At 56.5% G+C, this 20347-nt stretch carries 19 protein-coding genes; 18 read left to right on the forward strand and 1 reads right to left on the reverse strand.

The genetic code is table 11. From position 1 onward, the window contains the following. The first annotated feature begins 209 nt into the window (after positions 1 to 209). From BLV67_RS06105 to BLV67_RS06190, 18 genes are all read left to right on the forward strand, one after another. Entirely contained in the window at positions 210 to 1397 is a 1188-nt protein-coding gene (locus BLV67_RS06105) for an MFS transporter (protein ID WP_069787747.1), read from the forward strand. Positions 1398 to 1402: 5 nt separating this feature from the next. Further along, a complete protein-coding gene (locus tag BLV67_RS06110; protein WP_069787748.1) occupies positions 1403 to 2518 on the forward strand; it encodes an FAD-dependent monooxygenase in 1116 nt (371 codons plus the stop codon). Positions 2519 to 2615: 97 nt separating this feature from the next. Continuing rightward, positions 2616 to 4352 carry an FAD-dependent oxidoreductase gene (locus tag BLV67_RS06115; RefSeq protein WP_069787749.1) on the forward strand — a complete coding sequence of 579 codons (1737 nt, stop codon included), beginning with the start codon at positions 2616 to 2618 and terminating at the stop codon, positions 4350 to 4352. Positions 4353 to 4419: 67 nt separating this feature from the next. Then, complete coding sequence (locus BLV67_RS33110; protein WP_208604489.1) at positions 4420 to 4737, forward strand: cupin domain-containing protein; 318 nt, start codon at positions 4420 to 4422, stop codon at positions 4735 to 4737. Between the two features lie 206 nt (positions 4738 to 4943). Continuing rightward, positions 4944 to 5939 carry a cupin domain-containing protein gene (locus BLV67_RS06125; protein ID WP_069787750.1) on the forward strand — a complete coding sequence of 332 codons (996 nt, stop codon included), beginning with the start codon at positions 4944 to 4946 and terminating at the stop codon, positions 5937 to 5939. A 98-nt stretch (positions 5940 to 6037) separates the two neighbouring features. After that, positions 6038 to 9214, forward strand: coding sequence for an efflux RND transporter permease subunit (locus tag BLV67_RS06130; protein ID WP_069787751.1), 3177 nt, complete (start codon positions 6038 to 6040; stop codon positions 9212 to 9214). Positions 9215 to 9228: 14 nt separating this feature from the next. Then, positions 9229 to 10347, forward strand: coding sequence for an efflux RND transporter periplasmic adaptor subunit (locus BLV67_RS06135; protein ID WP_083269415.1), 1119 nt, complete (start codon positions 9229 to 9231; stop codon positions 10345 to 10347). A gap of 720 nt (positions 10348 to 11067) precedes the next feature. After that, on the forward strand, positions 11068 to 11649 hold the full coding sequence (locus BLV67_RS06140) for an STY4534 family ICE replication protein (protein WP_069787753.1): 582 nt from the start codon (positions 11068 to 11070) through the stop codon (positions 11647 to 11649). 71 nt (positions 11650 to 11720) lie between these two features. Continuing rightward, a complete protein-coding gene (locus BLV67_RS06145; protein WP_069787754.1) occupies positions 11721 to 11978 on the forward strand; it encodes a hypothetical protein in 258 nt (85 codons plus the stop codon). A 100-nt stretch (positions 11979 to 12078) separates the two neighbouring features. Then, positions 12079 to 12573, forward strand: coding sequence for a RadC family protein (gene radC, locus BLV67_RS06150; protein ID WP_069787755.1), 495 nt, complete (start codon positions 12079 to 12081; stop codon positions 12571 to 12573). A gap of 52 nt (positions 12574 to 12625) precedes the next feature. Beyond that, positions 12626 to 13372, forward strand: a complete 747-nt coding sequence (locus BLV67_RS06155; protein WP_069787756.1) for a DUF5983 family protein — start codon at positions 12626 to 12628, stop codon at positions 13370 to 13372. Between the two features lie 106 nt (positions 13373 to 13478). Beyond that, positions 13479 to 14021 (forward strand): PFGI-1 class ICE element type IV pilus protein PilL2, encoded by a 543-nt coding sequence (pilL2, locus tag BLV67_RS06160; protein ID WP_069787757.1) that lies wholly within the window; start codon positions 13479 to 13481, stop codon positions 14019 to 14021. Beyond that, complete coding sequence (locus BLV67_RS06165; RefSeq protein ID WP_069787758.1) at positions 14018 to 14689, forward strand: chemotaxis protein; 672 nt, start codon at positions 14018 to 14020, stop codon at positions 14687 to 14689. The genes pilL2 and BLV67_RS06165 overlap by 4 nt, the downstream gene beginning before the upstream one ends. A 9-nt stretch (positions 14690 to 14698) precedes the next feature. Further along, entirely contained in the window at positions 14699 to 15418 is a 720-nt protein-coding gene (locus BLV67_RS06170; protein WP_069787759.1) for a TIGR03759 family integrating conjugative element protein, read from the forward strand. Next, positions 15400 to 15948, forward strand: coding sequence for a lysozyme family protein (locus tag BLV67_RS06175; RefSeq protein WP_069787760.1), 549 nt, complete (start codon positions 15400 to 15402; stop codon positions 15946 to 15948). Before BLV67_RS06170 ends, BLV67_RS06175 begins: the two co-directional genes overlap by 19 nt. Next, on the forward strand, positions 15945 to 16460 hold the full coding sequence (locus BLV67_RS06180; protein ID WP_069787761.1) for an integrating conjugative element protein: 516 nt from the start codon (positions 15945 to 15947) through the stop codon (positions 16458 to 16460). The genes BLV67_RS06175 and BLV67_RS06180 overlap by 4 nt, the downstream gene beginning before the upstream one ends. Positions 16461 to 16469: 9 nt before the next feature. Next, positions 16470 to 18575 carry a type IV conjugative transfer system coupling protein TraD gene (gene traD, locus BLV67_RS06185; protein ID WP_069787762.1) on the forward strand — a complete coding sequence of 702 codons (2106 nt, stop codon included), beginning with the start codon at positions 16470 to 16472 and terminating at the stop codon, positions 18573 to 18575. Between the two features lie 90 nt (positions 18576 to 18665). After that, entirely contained in the window at positions 18666 to 19397 is a 732-nt protein-coding gene (locus BLV67_RS06190; RefSeq protein WP_069787763.1) for a TIGR03747 family integrating conjugative element membrane protein, read from the forward strand. A gap of 286 nt (positions 19398 to 19683) precedes the next feature. Here the strand turns inward: BLV67_RS06190 and BLV67_RS06195 are convergent, their stop codons facing one another. After that, complete coding sequence (locus BLV67_RS06195; protein ID WP_069787764.1) at positions 19684 to 20055, reverse strand: histone-like nucleoid-structuring protein, MvaT/MvaU family; 372 nt, start codon at positions 20053 to 20055, stop codon at positions 19684 to 19686. Positions 20056 to 20347 lie beyond the last annotated feature (292 nt).

Here is a 20347-nt window from a genome sequence, read left to right on the forward strand (position 1 = left end):
CCTTATTGAATCCCTCCACAAAAATTGCCAAGTCATTTTTCTAAATGCCGCTTGATTTGGTAACATTCACTACCTATTATCCAAATCAGCGCTTCACACCAGTACTAGCGAAGCGGTAATCCTGGCCATCGACACCTAACTGCGCAGCAGGGGTGTCTTTTTATTGCTACATTAGGAAGTGATAACTTCCAAAAAGGAATGCATCCGCTATGAACGGCTCAGCCTCCATCAGTTTAGAAAAACCTGGTATTTCAACTTGGCTGACGTTGTTGCTGGCAACCGCTTGCGGCTTACTGGCGGCCAATATTTATTACGCCCAGCCGCTGGCAGGGCCGATTGCCAGCGCTATTGGCCTGCCCGCATCCAGCACCGGCCTGATCGTCACGTTGACGCAACTGGGGTATGGCGCAGGGTTGCTGCTGGTCGCCCCTTTGGGCGACTTGTTCGAGAATCGCAAGCTGACCATCACGTTGATCCTCATTGCTGCATCAGGGCTGCTGGTGTCCGGCCTTTCACACTCACCACTGCCCTTTTTGCTGGCGGCCCTGGTAACAGGCCTTGGCACGGTAGCGGTGCAAGTGCTGGTCCCTTATGCCGCGCACATGGCGCCGGAAGAAAGTAGAGGCCGGGTGGTTGGCAATGTAATGAGTGGGCTGATGCTGGGGATCATGCTCGCTCGTCCTGTTGCGAGTTTCATTACCCAACTATCGGATTGGACGAACGTCTTCTACTTTGCCGCTGCCGGTATGGTGCTACTCGCGCTGCTATTGAGTGTCGTGCTGCCCAAACGCGAACCTGCGGCAAAAATGAGTTATGCGTCGTTGATTGGTTCGATGTGGCACCTATTGCGCACCACGCCCGTGCTTCGCCGTCGCGCTATTTATCACGCTTGCCTGTTCGGCGCCTTCAGTCTGTTCTGGACAACCACGCCACTGCTCTTGACATCAGTGTTTCACCTGAATCAGGGAGAGATCGGCCTTTTTGCCCTGGCAGGTGTCGCTGGCGCGATTGCAGCCCCTATTGCCGGCCGAGTTGCGGACCGGGGGCGGACCAAATCTGCGACCGCAGCGGCGATGATCTGCGTCGCAGCCGCTTTTCTGATTACCCATATTGCCCCGCAGGGTTCCACTACCGCTCTGGTTTTACTGGTGATTGCGGCTGTCGTTCTGGACTTCGGGGTTTCGGCCAACATGACCCTGGGCCAGCGCACGATATTCGCGCTGGGCAGTGAGTTTCGGGCGCGCCTCAACGGCCTGTACATGACCACCTTTTTCATGGGGGCTGCAGCCGGCTCCGCAGTGGGTGGCTGGGCGTTCGCCGAAGGCGGCTGGTCATTGGCTTCTTGGCTGGGCTTCGCGTTGCCGGTCACCGCGCTGTTATATTTCATCACGGAGTAAGCACCATGGATCAACCATTGGATATCGCCGTTATTGGCTGCGGCTTAGGGGGCGCGGCCATGACCGCCCTGCTTCAAGCCAAGGGCTTCAACGCCTGTGTGTTTGAGCAAGCGCCCTCATTCGGCCCTGTAGGTGCAGGTATTCATCTAACGCCGAACTTGATGAACGTGTTGCACGACCTGGACCTGCAAAATCAACTGGTAGAGAAAGGTTTCACTCCCGCCAGTTTTACCAGCCGCTGCGGAGCCACTGCGGACGTCCTGTTCGAACTGCCGCTGGCAAGCCATATGAGCGTTCAATATGGCGCGTCTTATATCACCATCCTCAGGTCGGATTTTCACGAAGCGCTGGTGTCGCGCATCGCACCAGATAGCATTCATTACGCCAAACAACTGAACTCCATCGAACAAGGCAGCGAAGACGTCAAGCTCGGCTTTGCAGATGGATCACAACAGCGAGCCCGCCTTGTCATCGCGGCCGACGGCGTATTTTCCAAGATTCGTTCGGCACTCTTTGATCCCACCCCGCCCACCTTTGCTGGTCAAGCAGCCTACAGGGCAATCGTTGATGCATCGAAGTTGCCTCACGCACCACTGGACGACCTTACCAAATGGTGGGACGGGGAACGATTTGTCATCTCCTACTACCTGGACAATGACCGCAAGAATTACTACTTCGTCGCCGGTTTTCCCGAACCTGATTGGCCCGCGGACAGAGGTTGGCAGGAGGGCAGCCGTGACGAGTTACTGGAGCGATTCCACGACTTCCATCCGCACGTTCGAGCGCTGTTGGACACCGCTACGGATTGGAAAAAATGGCCACTGTTTGAGCGCCCCCCATGCGATACCTGGCACGCGCAACGCGTCGCCCTGCTGGGCGATGCCTGTCACCCGATGCGACCACATATGGCTCAAGGCGCGGCCATGGCGATTGAAGATGCTGCGGTTCTTTCACGTTACCTTTGCGAGTTTGGCCTGCTGCGCTATGAGAAAGCCTTCGCGCGATATTACGAAGAAAGGATAGAGCGGGTGTCTGCAGTCCAGGCAATGTCCAATGAAAATACCTGGCTGCGATCGGCCATGGACCCCTCTTGGGTTTTTGCCCACCAAACAGGCCGCTAAGTAGTCGTTCGCGGCAATGAAGCGCATGGATTAAACCGCAAGCCAACAAGATGAGCGTAAAGACTTTGGATTTAACAACTGCATAGGAGTGCGCTTCATGCTTGAAACAGATGTCATCATCATCGGCAGTGGGCCGGCCGGTTCGACCGCCGCACTGGCCCTGAGCAATGCCGGTATCGCCAACCTAGTCATCACTAAGTATCGATGGCTCGCCGATACGCCTCGGGCTCACTACATCAACACCCGTACCCTGGAAGTGCTTCGGGACCTGGGTGTGCATCAAGACGTGATTGCCAAAGCGGCACCGTTGGAGGTCATGGGTAACGTCGTCTTCTGCAACAGTCTGACCGGCAAGGAACTTGGTCGCTTGCCTTACGGCGCCAACGACCCCAAGCGGCGAAGCGACTACCTGCTGGCCAGTCCCTGCGAGCAATGTGACCTGCCCCAGCACTTGCTTGAGCCCATCCTGTTAGGCAGGGCAGTTTCCCAAGGCAGCCACGTGCGCTTTGATAGTCAATACCTGAGCCATCAGCAGGATCCGGACGGTGTAGTTGTCCAGGTCAGGGACCGCTTGAGCGGAAGCGAATACAGTATTCGCTGTAAATACCTGCTGGGGGCAGACGGCGCTAATAGCAAAGTCGCGGCGGACCTCCAATTGCCCATGGAAGGCAAGATGGGCAAAAGTGGCAGTATCAGCATTATTCTGCGAGCAGACCTGAGTCAATATGTGGCTCATCGTCCCGGTTACCTGTGGTGGATGCTGCAACCAGGGGTCGATATCGGGGGCATTGGCATGGGCCTTTTACGGATGGTCAGGCCTTGGAACGAATGGCAGATTGTCTGGGGCTATGACATAAACGGCCCAGCGCCTGAATTAACGAACGAGCAAGCGATTGCCATTGTTCATCAGTTTGTGGGCGACACGTCGGTGGAGGTCGAAATTTCTTCGATTTCCCTTTGGACTGTCAATGAGATGTATGCGGCGCGTTACAGCCAGGGACGGGTCTTCTGCCTGGGTGACGCGGTGCATCGCCATCCACCGACGAATGGCCTGGGCTCCAATACCTCGATTCAGGACGCCTACAACCTGGCCTGGAAACTATCGCTAGTCCTTGCAGGAACGGCGTCACCTTCACTGCTTGAAACCTACGATACCGAGCGCATTCCCGTCGGGCGGCAGATTATTCGCCGGGCCAATAAAAGCGTCGAGGACTTCGCAGCGCTCTTTCAGGCGCTGGACCTGACGACAGGTCTGTCCGCGGAGCAGATGAACCAGAATATTCGCTCGTTGGAACACGACACGCCAGAAGGCGCCCAACGCAGGAAGGCCCTCAGGAAAGCTATTCAGTTGAAAGCCTACGAATTTGCGACCCAAGGCGTGGAGCTGAACATTCGCTATCAATCCGATGCGATTGTAGAAGATGCAGATGAGCCTTTTGTATTTTCCCAGGACAGTGAATTGTTCTATCAACCCTCGTTGCGCGCGGGCGGTCGACTGCCACACGCGTGGGTGAATAAAAACGGCCGTCAACTGTCCACCCTGGATTTGGTAGGCAAAGGCCAATTCACGGTAATCACCGGTATTGCAGGTGGCGCCTGGGTCGAGCAGGCCAGGCAAATCAATGAGGTGTTTGGTCTAGCCGTTCGCTGCGTAACGGTAGGGCCAGGGCGCGATGTGGAAGACCTGTACGGCGATTGGTCGGCTCTGCTTGATGATAGAGAAGACGCGTGTCTTTTGGTAAGGCCCGATGCTCATATCGCCTGGCACGGCAACCTCTCGTTGTACTCGCCTGAGCACTTACGCAGCGTACTTTCTCGTGTGCTCGGACTGTAGCGATCCGCTGCAAAAAGTTATTAAAAACAGCATTGTATTTTTTAGCTCATACAGGGAAGGGATAGCTATGTCTGCATATACCGTTACAGGCTCATTGACCAATTTTAGAAAGGGATCATTGGACTTATTTTCCGCCAAGCCTGAGCACTACGCATTCTCAAATATCTTTGACGTCGCGCAACGTTCAGATTTTTTCGAACGCGTTGCCGTTACCAAAAATATCGAATACGTCACAGAAGTGATAAAGATCCAACATAACTCCCCTTGGTTCATCGCCGCCCATGATGAGTTTGCCCTCATCATGGATGGTGATGTCACGCTCACTTTTTTACTGTTCCCCCTCAGACGTTGCCGGCGCCGGCGTCGCAAGGCGCTCATTTACTAGAAGCGCCGCCGTCGGGAGCGTGCATGGGAAACGTCCAGGCCCGCCGCGGACACCTTGTCCTGCTACCCGCCAACACCGCTTACCGTTTGGGAAGTGACCAACCTGCCGTTGCATTGATTCAGACCCTATCAGGCGACCTGACGCAAGAGCGTTGGGCCGACATTTGTGCACGTGGCTAACCGTTCGCCACCTTACCGGAGCTCATCATGTCGCAGACATTATCCGCAGCACCTCAATCACTTGAAACACTCGACACTGAGTATCAACTCTTTAGCCTGGGACAGTTCTCCTTTAGCAGGGATAACAACTTTGCAATTATCCGCTGGCCGGGCGGTGTTCACTATATGCATGTTGAACTGTTCCTAAGCGCCATGGTACGAGACTTGGGCTGGGAGTTTCTTTATGGCTGGATTTTCTTCGACGATATATTCGGCACCATTAATTATTATGGAAAAGTTGAAATGTTCGCGGGCACCCATCATCCCAGCTACAAAAAAGCCGGGATCGCTTATCACGAAACGTTCGATACGGAGCAGGTCCTGGAGGTCTTCCAAGGCATCGCGAACGACTGGATCAATGAAGGGTATGACCCATTGTGTGTCCCGCGCGAGACAGGTTCGGCTCACGGCCCCAAAGGCAGGCCAGCTCGGATTTCCCTGACGCGAGGTTTCACCCAGCCAGCAAAAAGGATGCTCGGCTTGCCCGGCGATGCAGTTGCCCGATCCAGCGCTTCCGGGCAGCCCATCAGTGAGTCGTTTAAAGATCTGCATCTGGAGTTTGATCGGCCACAGGTGAAAACAGAACCCGGTTTCGAGGGTAGCCTTCATGCAGTCAATGTGTTCGATCACATTGCTCGCTCCGAGGTGACCTGGATACCGTCGACGGTTTCCTCCACGCGCAACAGTCTTTTTTGCATGTCCAGCGAAGAGCACGTGTTACCGGTAACTCACGGTAACGACCGCCCGGAATGGTTCATACAACTGACCGATGAAATTCACTGGACGCTTCAGGACAAAGAAACAGGCGCGCCCTTAGGCCGAGTCGCCATGCGCCCTGGGGACGTGTGCGCGATGCCTGCCGATATTCGTCATAAAGGCTTTGCGCCCAAACGCGCCATGCTCCTGGTTCTGGAAAACAGCACGCCCGACCTGCCACCTTTATATGCCAACGGCACGTTAGCGCCTTTTCCCGTCGAGTTCTGAAACTTAACCTCACTGAGGGTCCGCTTGCCCAGGGTTCATTCGCTGCCTGGGCGAGCGGCATCAATGCCCACCTCTAAAAAACAGATGAGTCACTGCAAATGTGGATTGTCCAATATGCACTGAGCCGCCGCTACACCATCGCGGTCATTGCGCTGATGCTGTTGATTTTTGGCGGGCTCTTTGCACGGCACATGCCGACCGATATCCTGCCCAGGATCGATATACCGTCGGTCAAGGTGCTCTGGACGTATAGCGGACTACCGGCGGCAGAAATGACAGCGAAGATTACTTCACTGTCAGAAATTTCAATTCTTAATAATGTTGATGACCTGAAACAGGTGGGCTCACAAACAATCAATGGGATCGGGATAATTCGCGTGGACCTGCAACCCGGCGCGCCCATAGATCGTGCGCTGACGCAGATCACAGCAGTGTCACAGACCATGCTCAGGCGCATGCCGGCAGGGACTGCGCCGCCATTCATCGTGCGTAACAACGTTTCCAGTACGCCCGTGTTGCAGTTGGTACTGTCTTCTGACTCGATGACCGAAGCTCAGTTGTACGATTACGCACGGCTACAACTGCGCTCCCAGATTCAATCCATCCCCGGCATTCTCATGACGCTTCCGTATGGTGGCGCAGCGCGCCAAGTCATGATCGATCTCAACCCTGTGGCGCTGCAAACCTATAACCTCACGGCAAGCCAAGTCACCAACGCCATTGAACACGGTGCTCCTACGCTACCGTCGGGCAGCCTGCGTGAAGGGGCGCAGGAGTTGCAGGTTACCGTGCAGGCCAGCCCTGTCGACGTGAAGGGTTTCATGAGCCTCCCCATCAAGTCGAATGGAACCAACGTCATCTACGTCCGTGATGTTGCTTCAGTGCGCGATGGCGCAGCACTGCAAACCAGTATTGCGCGAATGGATGGCGCCAGTGCTGTTTCCGTGTCACTGATTAAACTGGGCGGTGCGTCCGCCGTGGATATAGTCAGGGCCGTCAGGGCGCGTTTGCCGGAGGTGATTGCTTCGGCCCCTGCCGGAATGCGCATCGAAGCCGTGTTCGACCAGTCAATATTCGTCAACAATGCCATTCAGTCCGTTGTTAACGAGGGCGTATTGGTCGGCGTACTGGTCGCGCTGGTCGTGCTTATGTTCATTGGTTCGTGGCGTTCGAGTCTGATTGTGCTCGCCAACATCCCACTGGCGCTCCTGGCTTCGACGCTGGCGCTGCACCTGCTCGGCAATACTTTCAACATTATGACGCTGGGCGGCCTGGCACTTGCGATTGGCATACTGGTCGATAACGCGGTGGTCGACGTAGAGAACACCAACCGGCACGTCGCGATGGGTAAGGCGGTACCCACCGCCATTCTTGATAGCGCAAAAGAAGTGGTATTCCCAGAGTTTGTATCCACGCTGTGCATTTGTATCGTGCTCACGCCGATCCTATTGCTGACAGGCCTTTCCTCCTGGGTATTCGCCCCTCTGGCCCTGGCGGTAATCTTCGCCATGCTCGCATCTTTCATGCTCTCGCGAACGCTGATCCCCGTACTGTGTTCATTGATGCTGCCGAAGGACCTTGAAGCACGTGCTTCCCCGAAGGCCCGTATGGCGCCCTTGCTACTGGCTGCCAACCATCGGGTAGAGCAGGTCATCGACCACATCAGGGATCGGCAGAGTCGCCTGCTCAATAGCTTGCACCAGAACGGCACGAAGCTTCTCATCAGCTTGGCGCTCCTGCTTGGGCTGGGTGTGCTCGCAGCAACTTCCCTGGGGCAGGAGTACTTCCCGCAAATAGACGCTGGTCAACTGCGCCTGCAAGTGCGCTTTCCTGCCGGCCTCCGAATTGAGGAGACCGCTCAAAGGTTGGCAGCCGTACAGCGAGAAATTCGCAAGATTATCCCTCAGGACGAATTGCAGACTCTTTACGAACAAATCGGCATTCCCGACCCCATCAACCTAGGCTTTGTCGACAGCGCTGTCGTCGGCCCGTTCGAGGCGGAGGTGATGATCCAGTTGCGAGCCCATCACGCACCCAGCGCAGGTTATCTTGACGAAATACGTCAGCACATTGCGTCGAAGTTTCCGGATATCGTGATGTTTGACCGCCCAGCCGATGCTACCAGCCGCACGCTGGCGGGCTCGGCACTGGGTGCTTTCGAAGTAAAGATCACTGGGCGCGATACACAAGGCAACCTCAAGATTGCTCGTGCGATCCAGTCCAGGCTCAGGACGGTCCCTGGTGCGACGGATGTCGCGTTGCAGCAGGTGCTTGATCTACCGGAATACTACATCCAGATCGACAGAACCCGGGCGGCACAGCTGGGCATCAGCTCGGAAGATGCCAGCCGGGCAATATTGTCAGTACTGGGATCGGCAAGCACCGTCTCGCCCACTTACTGGGTAGACCAGGCCACGACATTAGCCTACGTCGTACAAGTGCAAGCACTTCCAAATGACCTTCAGAATATTGACACTCTGCTCAACATACCGGTGCGCACCTATACCAATGGCGAACAGGTCCTACTACGCACCATAGCCAGCGTGGCAAGACGCACCGTACCAGCCAGTATCGACAAAACGATGCTGGCCCCCACCCTCAATGTTATTGCCAATATCCGTCAAACCGACTTAGGGACCGTGCTTCATGCGCTGACGAATGTGATCAACACATTGAGTCCTCAGCTCAAACCCGGGAACCATATTGAAATAGGCGGACAGGCACAAGCCATGCAGTCGGCCTATACCGAGCTTACTAATGGATTGGCGCTCGCCGCACTATTGGTGTTCCTGCTCCTGGTGGTCAACTTTCAATCCTGGACCTACCCTTTAGTGGCCATGTGCGGACTACCCTTTGCCCTCACCGGCTCCGCGATTTCACTATGGGTTACCCACACCCCGCTTTCTGTTCCGGCGCTGATGGGCGCAATGATGGTCATCGGCGTCTCCACGGCGAACAGCGTACTGGTCACCAGTTTCGCCAGGAATCTCATCATTACCGGTCATGACCCTGAGCTCGCGGCCTTCGAGGCCGCCTCGGTACGCCTCAGGCCCGTCCTGATGACTGCGTGCGCCATGCTGCTTGGCATCATTCCCATGGCATTGGGCCTGGGTGACGGCGCAGAGCAAAACGCGCCTTTGGGCAGAGCCGTGATTGGCGGGCTATTGCTGGGAACACCAGCGACCTTGCTCGTCGTCCCGGCGATCCTTGCGGCGTCAGGTCGGCGACGCAAAGCCCGACACCTTTCTTCGCTCACTGCCGAACGCCTTTCTTGACCCCAGGATCCACCATGTCAACCTCACCTTGCACCGGCACTTCTTCTTGCTTGCGTTTCATCTCGTTGACGACGTTGCTTCTCGCATTCTCCCTTGCCGGCTGCGATGCAAAATCAGCATCGGCAACCGATGAAACTGCAAGCCCTCAAGTGAAAACCGTGACGGTAAGAGCCGCGCCGGACACGCAGACGCTCGTCCTGCCTGCGACGTCGCGCCCCGGCGAACACGCATTCATTTTTGCCCGAGCCACCGGCATTCTCACCAAACGGCAGGTGGATATAGGCGATACGGTGGCGAAGGGGCAAGTGCTGGCCGAGGTCAGTGCGCCCGAAATTGACCAACATGTTCGCCAGGCGAATGCCCAACTGCAACTGGCGGCGGCCAATGCAAAGCTATCAGCAAGCAACCTGAAGCGGGCACAGACATTGGTGTCGTCGGGGGCGATAGCGCGTGAAGTCTACGAACAGCGCCAGGCCAGCTATGCGGTGGATCAAGCCTCCTGGGCTGCGGCCACTGCGCAGCTGGCAGGCCTGGAAGAGGAACAACGCTTCCAGATCGTCAAAGCCCCCTTTGGTGGCGTGGTGTCGGCCCGCAACGTAGATGACGGCGATAGGGTGATAGGCGATCAAGCAGCGAGCACATTGCCGCTCTTTGAACTGAGCAGCCTGGACCCCCTGCGAGTTGTGGTTGACGCCCCGCAGAGTGCAGTGATGCACATCCGCCCCGGGATAGCGGCGACCGTCCAGTTCCAAGGACTTTCCGGCCCCGCCATGAAAGCAACCGTCACCCGTATGGCAAAAAACATTTCGGGAAGCAGCGGCGGCATGCGCATCGAACTCAGGCTTCCAAACCCAGGCAATCGAATCCCGTCCGGCATGGCGGGTGAAGTCGAACTGGCAATACCTGCTCAACCTGCGGTGCTTGTGCCAATCTCTACCGTTGTTCAGGACGGCGCCGGAGCGCATACCTTGCGCCTACGCAAGGACAACACCGTCGAGTACTGCATAGTCACACTGGGTCGTAACCTAGGGGACATGGTTGAGGTCATTTCCGGGCTTGGGGACGGCGACACATTGGTGTTAAGCCCCAATGCGCTGCTGCAACGGAATACGAAAGTGACCGCCATTCAATAGTGGCGAGATTAAAGGACAATCGATGACGGGTAAGTAAATGCCGCAGCCCTTAATTCTCGATCGGCATGGGTGGATAACGGGTTTGTCGGCCTTCATAATCGGAGAGACGAAATCTTGGCGGATGAACAAGCCCCATGAAAGACAGGGCACCGTTCCCCCCTTAAGATAGGGGATAGGCGAACGGGTAATGAGATGGTAACTCCCACACATTGCGAGGGCTAAGCTTTCGCAGGGTGTTTTTATTTCGGAGACCATCACATGAGCGATTTAGCACCAGTCTCTTTTTTTCCTTTTCTTAATTCCAGTGACTGCCACCGTATTCCGGCCTTAAAAAATAGGGTGGCAGCGTCTTGACGCTCCCCTGTGACAGGCTTATACAAAGGCCGTGGTTCGCTGTCGTCGACAGCCCAGCCCAGGTAGCCAGAACCTTCAAGGCTACGCCACGTTAGTGGTGGTTTACCCAAGTGCGATCAGCGTTCGGAAGCTCGCGCGGTTACCGCTTCAGCGGTGATGAATGCCCACTACCTCATGCCTGCGAATCACCACCGCAGACGTTTCTCTGCTGCACCGCTATTCCCCCAGACGCATCGTTCTGATCGTCATCGGCTTGCCGGTGGCGAGTCGTTCATTGCTCGACTTCACCTTACCTACCCTGACGGGGACTCACTTCCCCGTCAGGGACTGTGCGTCACCGTTTTCCCTTGAAACAGGAGAACCACCATGGCCCACGCCAACCATTCCCAAGAAGCGACCACCTACTTCAACCTGCACACCGTCGGTATCGGCTACCTCAACCGTGTTCGTGAAGTACAAGTCCGCCGCGGCCAGCCATTCATGGCCTGCGATATCGCAGCCCTGCACGGTGCCACCGATGCGGTCGAGTACACCCGCTTCGACTGCAAAGTCGCTGGGGGTGAAGCTGAACGCTTGATTCGTCTCTACATGGACGCCGTCAAAGCCGAGAAAAAGGTCTTGCTGTCGTTCCGTATCGGCGATCTGTGGATCGATCCGTTTCTCTACGAGAAAGGCGATAAACAAGGTCAACCGGGCGCCAGCCTGAAAGGCCGTTTGCTGTTCATCGACTGGATCAAGGTCAACGGCACGTTCGAGTACAAAGCGCCCGCCAGGCAGGAAGCAACAGCACCTGCTGAGCAAGCGCCGATCAATGAACCCTCTACAACGTCGGCTGATGCCGAAGCCGAGGAGACCGAACATCCAACAGAGGCTCGGGTCGAACCTGAATCTCAACCCACTCCCCGCACGGCTCGCCGTGACGCCTCCCGTACCGTTCAGTCCGCCTGAACAGTCCACGATGTTCCTCATCAAGGCGCTCCCTCGAGCGCCTTTTCTTCAATCAGCACAGGATAACCAACATGGAATCCTTCTGGCTTTGCGACGACTGCCTGTTCGCGGCTGCTTACGAGGACTACAGCACGTTATCGCTCTACTACACGACGGATGAAATCGAGAAACGCATCGCCGGTATCCATCGTGGACTGGTTCGGTTAATGCCCATCAGTGCCGACTTCGATCCCGAAACCGGCTGGGGAATAAAAGCCTTTTCCCCATTGCCCTGCGACAGTTGTGGTTCATACCTACACGGTCAACGCCACCGATTCACTCGGCTGTAAACAGCGCGTCACCTGCTAACGCCCACAACTCTATATCCACCTCGGGGACACCACTCCCCTCGGGTGTGTACCCCTGATTGTTGCCTTCGGAGGTACCACCATGAGCACCCAACTCACACTGATCGATACTTCGGATTTCGAGGCTGATCGTATCGTCCAAGAAAACCAGGTGATCGACGAAGCACTGCATATTCTGGATCGTCGGCTGTTCGCCCGAGGTCCTAACCTGACATCGCCCGACACCGTGGCCGCATACCTAAAACTGCATCTTGCGCAACAAGAGCATGAAGTCTTCGGTGTGATTTTTCTCGATGCCAAACACCGGGTGCTGGCGTTCGAAGTCCTCTTTCACGGCAGCATTGATGGCGCCAGCGTTTACCCCCGCCAAGTCGTTAAGCGTTCCCTAGCGCATAACGCTGCGGCCGCCATTTTTGTTCACAACCACCCCTCAGGGTGTACGGAACCCAGCCAGGCGGATCGCGTCTTGACCGCACGGCTGAAGGAGGCCTTGGCCTTGATCGAAGTGCGCTTACTGGATCACTTCATCGTGGGTGAAGGTCGTCCACTTTCTCTTGCCGAACATGGCTGGCTTTAATCCTCAAAGGCGTCTTCGGGCGCCTTGTCCATTATCATTCTGGAGAACCTTCATGAACCCCACGCACCAAGCTGCAGCCGTGCTGACGGCCCCCAACCCATTTGCTCGCGGTTACGACAACCTTCATATCGAACGGCTGCTACTGATCACCTACGAAAACGACTGCCCTCCCTGCTTTCGACCCGTGCACGACTCACAAGCCCATCTGCCCGACAATGAGGTGCAACTGTTCGCCTGCCTGTTCAATGACGATTTCGCCTTGATCAGCGAAAGCCAATCCATTTCGGATGATTTGGATGAACGCTGCCAGTCCACTGGGCTAGTACGCCAAGTAATCTACGCTGTGATAGGCGAAATGCTCAACGAGCGGCATCACCTCGGTGATCTGTACTCCCTGGAAGAGGCACAAGCCATGGTCCATCGCTTGAGCTTCGAAACGGGACACTACAGTCGAGCCTGGGAAATCAGCACCGCACATCTTCCCGAAGCAGCGATGCTTTATCTGAAAGAGTGGGTCAGTAACTTCGCTCTGCGGCAGACCGGCCTTTTGTTCGGGCTTTTTACGCTTCCAGATTGCTGCGGTATCGGTTGCAAATTGATCGGCACGCCATGGACGGACGATAACTTGTTGAACAATGAGGGCAATCGTTATTCGAGCTTGAGACAAGAACAACTCGACGCAGGCACACCGGAAGCCTTGGTCAACGTACTGCATCTGGCGGCATTGGCGGATGTGCGATTGTTGATCTTCGACCCCGACGCTGCCGTCTTGGATGGGCTCGCCATTTTCGATGAATAGCAACGTGTTCAGCGTTAACACGACCCACCTCAAATCAACTTTCTCACTGAATCGTTCCTTCACCTCATGTCAGGTTCTGCACTGAATCTGATATGAGGTTTCTTCCATGAAGCGTTTTTTCACGCCTGTCTGCCTGCTGGGTTTGTTGAGCGCCTGCACCGCGCAAATCCCCGACCCTTTGCCGACCAATCCAGAGATAGACAGTAGCTCCAATCGGGCCGAGCACTCGAAGGGCATAGCCGAAGAAAGCCATCCGGCAGAGCTTCGTTATGGCCGCTACACGCTGGTTAGCACCGAGCCCACCACGGAACAACGCGATCTTCTTGCCCAAATCATTGAAGTGAGCATCCTGTCCAGCCTGAACCCTTCAGTGCAGGAGGCTATGCAGTACGTATTGCAGCGCTCGGGCTATGCGCTCTGCCCCGTTACCCCGTCGGTGAGGGTGCTGTTTACTCGGCCCCTGCCCGCGGCCCATTACCGGCTCGGCCCGATCTCTTTGCGCCGCGCGCTCCAAGTGCTCGCTGGCCCCGCCTGGCTACTCACGACCGACGAAGTCAGCCGTTCAGTCTGCTTCGAACAGCAGAAAACGGAGGCCGGCGGCACGCTGATCACACCCGTCTCGCCCCATCTGTTGGAGGCACACCCATGAGAGCCTCGACGTTTCAAACCCTCATCATTGGGCTACTTTGCTTGGCGGTCGCCGGCCTGAGCGGTGGTTTGTATAACCAGTATCAACGCGTGGCCGAACTGCAGAGCACGAACACCCAACACCTACAAACCCTGGACACCCTGCAACATGATTCAAGCGCACTCAAGGATGCCCAGGAGAAGCTGCAGTACGCGCTGAAAGACCTTAAGCAGACGGTCGATACTGGTGAGCAACAGGTCAATACCCTCGATCCGATGTTGGATCAGTGGGCGCAAGAGATACAGGAACTGCGCGATAGTCTCGCAGCCCGCGCCACCCAGGCAGACCTGACAGCGCTGCGCGCACGCCTTGAACAGGTCGAGCAGCAGCTCCTGGAGCACAAGACCCAGCCATTACCCCCATCGCCGACGCCTTCTGCGACCAAACCGAAAAAGACCACTCGCCCCGAACCCACCCCGCTCTCGCCACCGTTTTCAGTATTGAGTGTCGAGTCCCGCGGTGGTGAGCGCTTTCTGGCGGTCGCGCCTCATGACAGTCGCTCGCTCACGGATGTCCGGCTGCTACATAGCGGTGAGCAGCAAGGGGCTTGGCGCCTGAAAAGACTGGAGCCGAACTCAGCCATCTTCGCGGTGGCCGCTCAGCCAGATCAGACCGTGCACCTCCCTTGAGTAGTGATCATGAACAAAGCGCTACTGCCCACCGTTGTCTGTCTCGTTTCGCTACTGAGCACAGGAGCAGCGATGGGCAATCCCATGACGACACCGTCACGAATACAGGACACGCAGTCCGCTCCCCTAGGGCGCTCTCACTCTGAACAGGCGGCAAGCTGGGGTCTGACGGAGCAGGAGTGGACGCGTTTCGAACAGATCCAAGCCAGCCCGCGCGGTTTCTGGAGCCCGAACCTCGATCCGTTGACCGCACTCGGGGTCGAAGCCCAGACCGACCAAGAGCGCCAGCGCTATGCCGAATTACAGGTAGCGCTGGAAGCCAAACGCGCCGAGCGCGAGTTGGCTTACCAAAACGCTTACACCGCGGCATGGACCAAGCTATTTCCCGGGCTGCTGCCGATCCAGGGCATGGCGTCCCCACCCCCTGCCAGCTCATCAGTCATGCCGCGCCAGGCCCTGTTTGTGGAGGACCACTGCCAGGCGTGCACCGACGAAGCGCAGCGTCTGCAAAGCAGCGACACGGCGTTCGATATCTACCTGGTGGGCAGCCAAGGCCAGGATGAACGCGTCCGTAGCTGGGCTCGGCAAGCGGACATCGATCCGGCCAAGGTTCAACACCGGCAGATCACCCTGAACCATGACCGTGGTCGCTGGTTCAGCCTGGGTGCTCCGGGGCCATTGCCTGCCACATTTCAACAGGTGAACGGACAATGGCAACGCCTCGACTGAGTGGTCTTGCGCTCCTGCTGACGATGCTCGCCGCCCAGGCGGACGAACTTCCGCCTCCGGCCTATCAACTGGCGGCGCATAACGCCGGCATCCCTTCGACGGTGCTGTTCGCGATTGCCCAGCAGGAGAGTGGACTCCGCGTCCGTGATCGACTGCTGCCCTGGCCGTGGACCTTGAACATCGCCGGTAATCCTTACCGCTTCGCCACTCGCCAGGCCGCCTGTCACGCCTTGCTTCAGGCGCTCGCCCTGCATGACGCCAAGCGGGTCGATGTCGGTCTTGGACAAACCAACCTGGGTTACCACGGGCAACGTTTTTCCGTTCCCTGCGAAGCCCTCGATCCCTACCGAAATCTCGCCGTAACCGCCGCACTGTTGCAGGAGCATCACGCCGCCACCGGTGATTGGGTCTTGGCTGCAGGGCGCTATCACCGTCCGGCAGGAGGCGCGCCGGCAGCACGCTACCGTGCTGGCTTTTCCCAGAGACTCGAACAACTGCTGATTTCCTTTGAACAGGGCACACCACCATGAAGCGAATCACCATTGCCTGTTATTTCATCCTGCTCTTGGCACCTTTCGCCCAGCCGGAACTGACCGTAGCCGGAGATCAGCCTAGCGACTTCACACACCCCGATTTTCCAGCCATGGGCGTGCCGATAAATAACAGAGTTCAGGCTGATCGGCCCGTGCATGCGGACCTGTCCACGTTTGCCGATGAAACCTGGATACTGCCCGTCCGTAGCTCCCACTTGAGCCCCGGCCAGATCACGTCACGGGCTCTGAGCATGCCGGGCTTACAGCCATTTTTCCTGGTTGGTGACGATCCCCAGTCGCTGACTTGGCTGCGTCAACGCGCTCCTGAACTGCAGGAAATGGGCGCGGCAGGCCTCGCCGTCGAAGTGGTCGATAATGAAGCCCTGGCCCGGATTCGAGCAGTTGCTCCGGGCATCACCATCCTGCCGGTCAACGGTAACGACATCGCCACCCGCCTGCAGATTGAGCACTACCCCGTCTTGATCACTGCCACCTCACTGGTACAGTGAGTCCAGGTCATGGCCGAGCATGCGATGGAGTCCAAGCTCCGGCCAGCGGTGGAGCTGTACACCGTAGCGATCTGCATCGCTGCCGCGGTGTTGTGCGTATACTCGCCCTGGGCTGTGGCCCTGTCACCCGAGATCGGTCGGGTTGCAGCGCTGGCCTATGCCCTGTTCGGCCTGATCCGGCTGCGCCAAGCCAGGGAGGTGTTGCGCTATCGACGCAATATCCGCCGGCTGTCCCGCTACGAACTGACCAGTCGGCAGATTCCGGTTAGCCGTAAGTGGTTGTTCATGGGTCGTGGCTTTCGCTGGAGCCGTCTACACACCCAGCGCTTGGTCGAGGCCCAGGATCCGGCGGTCGCCCACTATGTCGACCAACCGACCAGCTACCGTCTGGCCCGTGGACTCGAACGGCGCCTGGAGCATGCACCGTTTCCACTCTCGATACTGGCCCGTGTCACGGCCTGGGACAGTGCCTTCAATCCGTTGCGTCCTTTGCCCCCGGTAGGTGGCTCGCCACTATTGCATGGGGTCGAGCCCGATGAAACGGAAGTCAGTCTGCCGCTGGGCGAACGAGTCGGACACACCCTGGTGCTCGGCACTACCCGTGTAGGCAAGACGCGACTCGCCGAGGTGTACATCACCCAGGACATTCATCGCATCGAACATGAGGTGGTCATCGTCTTCGATCCGAAAGGCGATGCTGAATTGCTCAAACGAATGTATGTCGAAGCCAAACGGGCCGGTCGGGATAAAGAGTTTTATGTTTTCCATCTAGGCTGGCCGGAGATCTCTGCTCGATACAATGCGGTGGGACGCTTCGGGCGTATCTCGGAAGTGGCGTCACGCATCGCCGGGCAGCTCAGCGGCGAAGGTAACTCCGCGGCCTTTCGCGAGTTTGCCTGGCGTTTCGTCAACATCATCGCCCGCGCATTGATCGAGTTGGGTCGACGCCCGGACTACCTGCAGATCCAACGGCATGTGGTCAACATCGACGCACTGTTCATCGAATACGCCCAGCAGTTTTTCGCCAAAACTGACCCGAAGGCGTGGGAAGTGATCGTCCAGCTTGAAGGCAAACTCACCGAGAAAAACATTCCCCGACATATGATCGGGCGCGAAAAGCGTGTCGTGGCCATCGAGCAGTACCTGGCGGTGAAACGGGTATTCGATCCAGTGTTGGATGGACTGCGTTCGGCGGTACGCTATGACCGTACTTACTTCGACAAAATCGTGGCCTCGCTACTGCCGCTGCTGGAGAAACTCACCACAGGCAAGACAGCCCAACTGTTGGCCCCCGACTACACCGATCTGGACGACCCACGGCCGATCTTCGACTGGATGCAGATCATCCGAAAACGCGGGATCGTCTACGTCGGCCTGGATGCGCTGACCGACGCCGAGGTGGCCGCCGCTGTGGGCAACTCCATGTTTGCCGATTTGGTCTCGGTCGCTGGCCACATATACAAACATGGCATTGACCATGGTCTGCCCCAATCGGGTAACAATAGTGACAAGTTGCCGATCAACCTGCACGCCGATGAGTTCAATGAGTTGATGGGCGATGAGTTCATCCCGCTGATCAACAAGGGCGGTGGCGCCGGCATCCAGGTGACGGCCTACACCCAAACCCTGAGCGATATCGAAGCGCGAATCGGCAACCGAGCCAAGGCCGGCCAGGTTATTGGTAACTTCAACACCCTGCAGATACTGCGGGTGCGCGAAACCGCCACTGCGGAACTGCTCACCCAACAGTTGCCCAAGGTTAACGTGCTGACCAAGACCCTGGTGTCGGGTGCCACCGACACCTCCGATCCTGAGGCCAACACGGACTTCACATCCTCCTCGCAAGACCGCGTCAGTAGCACCAGCGTGCCCTTGATCGAGCCGGCTCATATCGTCAGTTTACCCAAGGGGCAAATGTTCTCCTTCCAGACCGGTGGGCAGCTCTGGAAAGTCCGCATGCCGTTGCCAAAACCCTCCAACGACGATGCCATGCCCAAGGACCTGCAGGAGCTCACCCAGCGAATGCGGGCGACCTATAACGCGCAGGCGGGGCAATGGTGGAGCGCAAGCGGTGGCGGCCCAACTACCAACTTCGATCTGGATCAGGCCGGGTAGCCCGCCCCTGCTGCAGGTTTTTGACTCAGCAGAAAACTATCCAGAAGGATCGTGATGGCATCGACTCTGCAACGCACAATGGAGTGAACGATGGCGACTTCCACCCAGAACACGCCGCCACAACCAATCCAGCGCCCAGGATTAATCGTCTCGGTGATTGGCTTGGTTTTACGCATTATTGGTGTACTGATCGCCTCGTTGCTGTTCTCGATCCTGATCGAGTTTGCAGGTTTATTGCTCTTTTGGGGCGATCAGGGCTGGCGGCACAGCCAGGCCATGCTGACCAATGAACTGGGCTGGCTTAGTCAACACTTCAAATCTTCACTCATCCTCCAGCAGCCTGGGCGAACGATCATCCAGATACTGGAATTTCTCAATCAGTGGTTGTTGGTCAAGACCGGCTTTGCAGATTTTGCCCAGCAGGCGCGGGGGCCTAACCATGGCAATGGCTTCTGGGAGTGGATCAATCAGTTCTACGTAACCATTGAGGATTTCATGCTGACGGCTGTGTATGTCACCTTTACCTTCGTGGTGCGCCTTACCATTCTGGTCCTGGCCATCCCCCTGTTTCTGCTGGCCATGTTCACTGGTTTTGTCGATGGACTGATGCGCCGGGACCTACGTAAATTTGGCGCAGGGCGAGAAAGTAGCTTTGTCTACCATCGAGCTAAGCGAGCCGTGATACCACTGCTGATCGTGCCCTGGGTTATCTACTTGTCCCTACCCTTTTCGCTCAATCCCATGGCTGTGTTTTTCCCTTGTGCTGTGATGCTCGGCATCATTACGGCAATCACGGCAACGACATTCAAGAAGTATCTCTGATTCGGAAAAACCAGTTATTCTTTACATGTCCCGATGCCAGGATAGTTATCCTGCGACCCAAAACTGACACACCATACGAATGCAAATAAAACTGCTAGAGGTCGTCTTCGACTCCCATTATGGGTTAGAGCATCAGATGAAATGTAGGCTTCCAAGATTTTGGCGAAATTCAAGGATCTAACCAGCAATTAAACTGGTGCAGGACCGGGTCAAGACTTGCACTCTGGTTTTATCATTCGCACCGATAAAAAAGGGCCCTTACAGGCCCTTGGTCATCAAACTGATCTTACTGAGTACGCCACGAGTCAACAACGTCTGCGCCAAACTCGACTTTCCATTCTTTCAGTTGTCGATGATTTCCTCCCTTGGTTTCGATCACCTCACCCGAGTTTGGATTCTTGTAAATCTTCACTTCGCGAGCCTTACGGATGGCCTTTACGGAGGCAACTATTGGTGCCGAGGTACGACGGCCAGCCTCTGGATCCAGGATGCCAATGATGTTCTTCAAGCTGAAGCCGTACTCGCCAAGCAACGCACGTAGTTTGCTCTCAAATTCCATTTCTTTTTTCAGACCGGAGTCACTTTTCATCGACTCGAGCTCTGCGAGCTGTTCGGCCAGTTGTTGTTCAAGCTTGCGAAATTCAGCCAAACGAGACATGTGAAACTTCCTTCAGGTTAGGGAAATGAGAAGTGAACGCCCCCATACTAAGCGATGATTGACTCTTCGTCACCCATACGCGTTTCAAGCAAAAGTGAATCCACTCATTGCCCTATGTGCAACACATTACTCATGGGGAAGGATTGCTAGACTGGGCTCTCTTTTTCGCCCAATCGATTGCTAGTGTATGTGTGGGTAAGTTTCTTCCGCTCGCCTCCAAAAAAGCGATACATCCCATCTCGCGTTTTATACTGAGTAATTCAACCCCTAACTTGATGCTGGCGCCATCTCC

The sequence above is a fragment of the Pseudomonas salomonii genome (assembly GCF_900107155.1).
GTDB lineage: Bacteria > Pseudomonadota > Gammaproteobacteria > Pseudomonadales > Pseudomonadaceae > Aquipseudomonas > Aquipseudomonas salomonii.

Excerpts from the sequence above, each read along its gene's own strand:
- BLV67_RS06155 (WP_069787756.1), top strand. The coding sequence starts at position 12,626 with ATGAACCCCACGCACCAAGCTGCAGCCGTGCTGACGGCCCCCAACCCA.
- BLV67_RS06175 (WP_069787760.1), top strand. The coding sequence starts at position 15,400 with ATGGCAACGCCTCGACTGAGTGGTCTTGCGCTCCTGCTGACGATGCTC.
- BLV67_RS06135 (WP_083269415.1), top strand. The coding sequence starts at position 9,229 with ATGTCAACCTCACCTTGCACCGGCACTTCTTCTTGCTTGCGTTTCATC.
- traD (WP_069787762.1), top strand. The coding sequence starts at position 16,470 with ATGGCCGAGCATGCGATGGAGTCCAAGCTCCGGCCAGCGGTGGAGCTG.
- BLV67_RS06110 (WP_069787748.1), top strand. The coding sequence starts at position 1,403 with ATGGATCAACCATTGGATATCGCCGTTATTGGCTGCGGCTTAGGGGGC.
- BLV67_RS33110 (WP_208604489.1), top strand. The coding sequence starts at position 4,420 with ATGTCTGCATATACCGTTACAGGCTCATTGACCAATTTTAGAAAGGGA.
- BLV67_RS06105 (WP_069787747.1), top strand. The coding sequence starts at position 210 with ATGAACGGCTCAGCCTCCATCAGTTTAGAAAAACCTGGTATTTCAACT.
- BLV67_RS06190 (WP_069787763.1), top strand. The coding sequence starts at position 18,666 with ATGGCGACTTCCACCCAGAACACGCCGCCACAACCAATCCAGCGCCCA.
- BLV67_RS06115 (WP_069787749.1), top strand. The coding sequence starts at position 2,616 with ATGCTTGAAACAGATGTCATCATCATCGGCAGTGGGCCGGCCGGTTCG.
- BLV67_RS06165 (WP_069787758.1), top strand. The coding sequence starts at position 14,018 with ATGAGAGCCTCGACGTTTCAAACCCTCATCATTGGGCTACTTTGCTTG.
- BLV67_RS06125 (WP_069787750.1), top strand. The coding sequence starts at position 4,944 with ATGTCGCAGACATTATCCGCAGCACCTCAATCACTTGAAACACTCGAC.
- BLV67_RS06195 (WP_069787764.1), bottom strand. The coding sequence starts at position 20,055 with ATGTCTCGTTTGGCTGAATTTCGCAAGCTTGAACAACAACTGGCCGAA.
- BLV67_RS06170 (WP_069787759.1), top strand. The coding sequence starts at position 14,699 with ATGAACAAAGCGCTACTGCCCACCGTTGTCTGTCTCGTTTCGCTACTG.
- radC (WP_069787755.1), top strand. The coding sequence starts at position 12,079 with ATGAGCACCCAACTCACACTGATCGATACTTCGGATTTCGAGGCTGAT.
- BLV67_RS06180 (WP_069787761.1), top strand. The coding sequence starts at position 15,945 with ATGAAGCGAATCACCATTGCCTGTTATTTCATCCTGCTCTTGGCACCT.
- BLV67_RS06140 (WP_069787753.1), top strand. The coding sequence starts at position 11,068 with ATGGCCCACGCCAACCATTCCCAAGAAGCGACCACCTACTTCAACCTG.
- pilL2 (WP_069787757.1), top strand. The coding sequence starts at position 13,479 with ATGAAGCGTTTTTTCACGCCTGTCTGCCTGCTGGGTTTGTTGAGCGCC.
- BLV67_RS06130 (WP_069787751.1), top strand. The coding sequence starts at position 6,038 with ATGTGGATTGTCCAATATGCACTGAGCCGCCGCTACACCATCGCGGTC.
- BLV67_RS06145 (WP_069787754.1), top strand. The coding sequence starts at position 11,721 with ATGGAATCCTTCTGGCTTTGCGACGACTGCCTGTTCGCGGCTGCTTAC.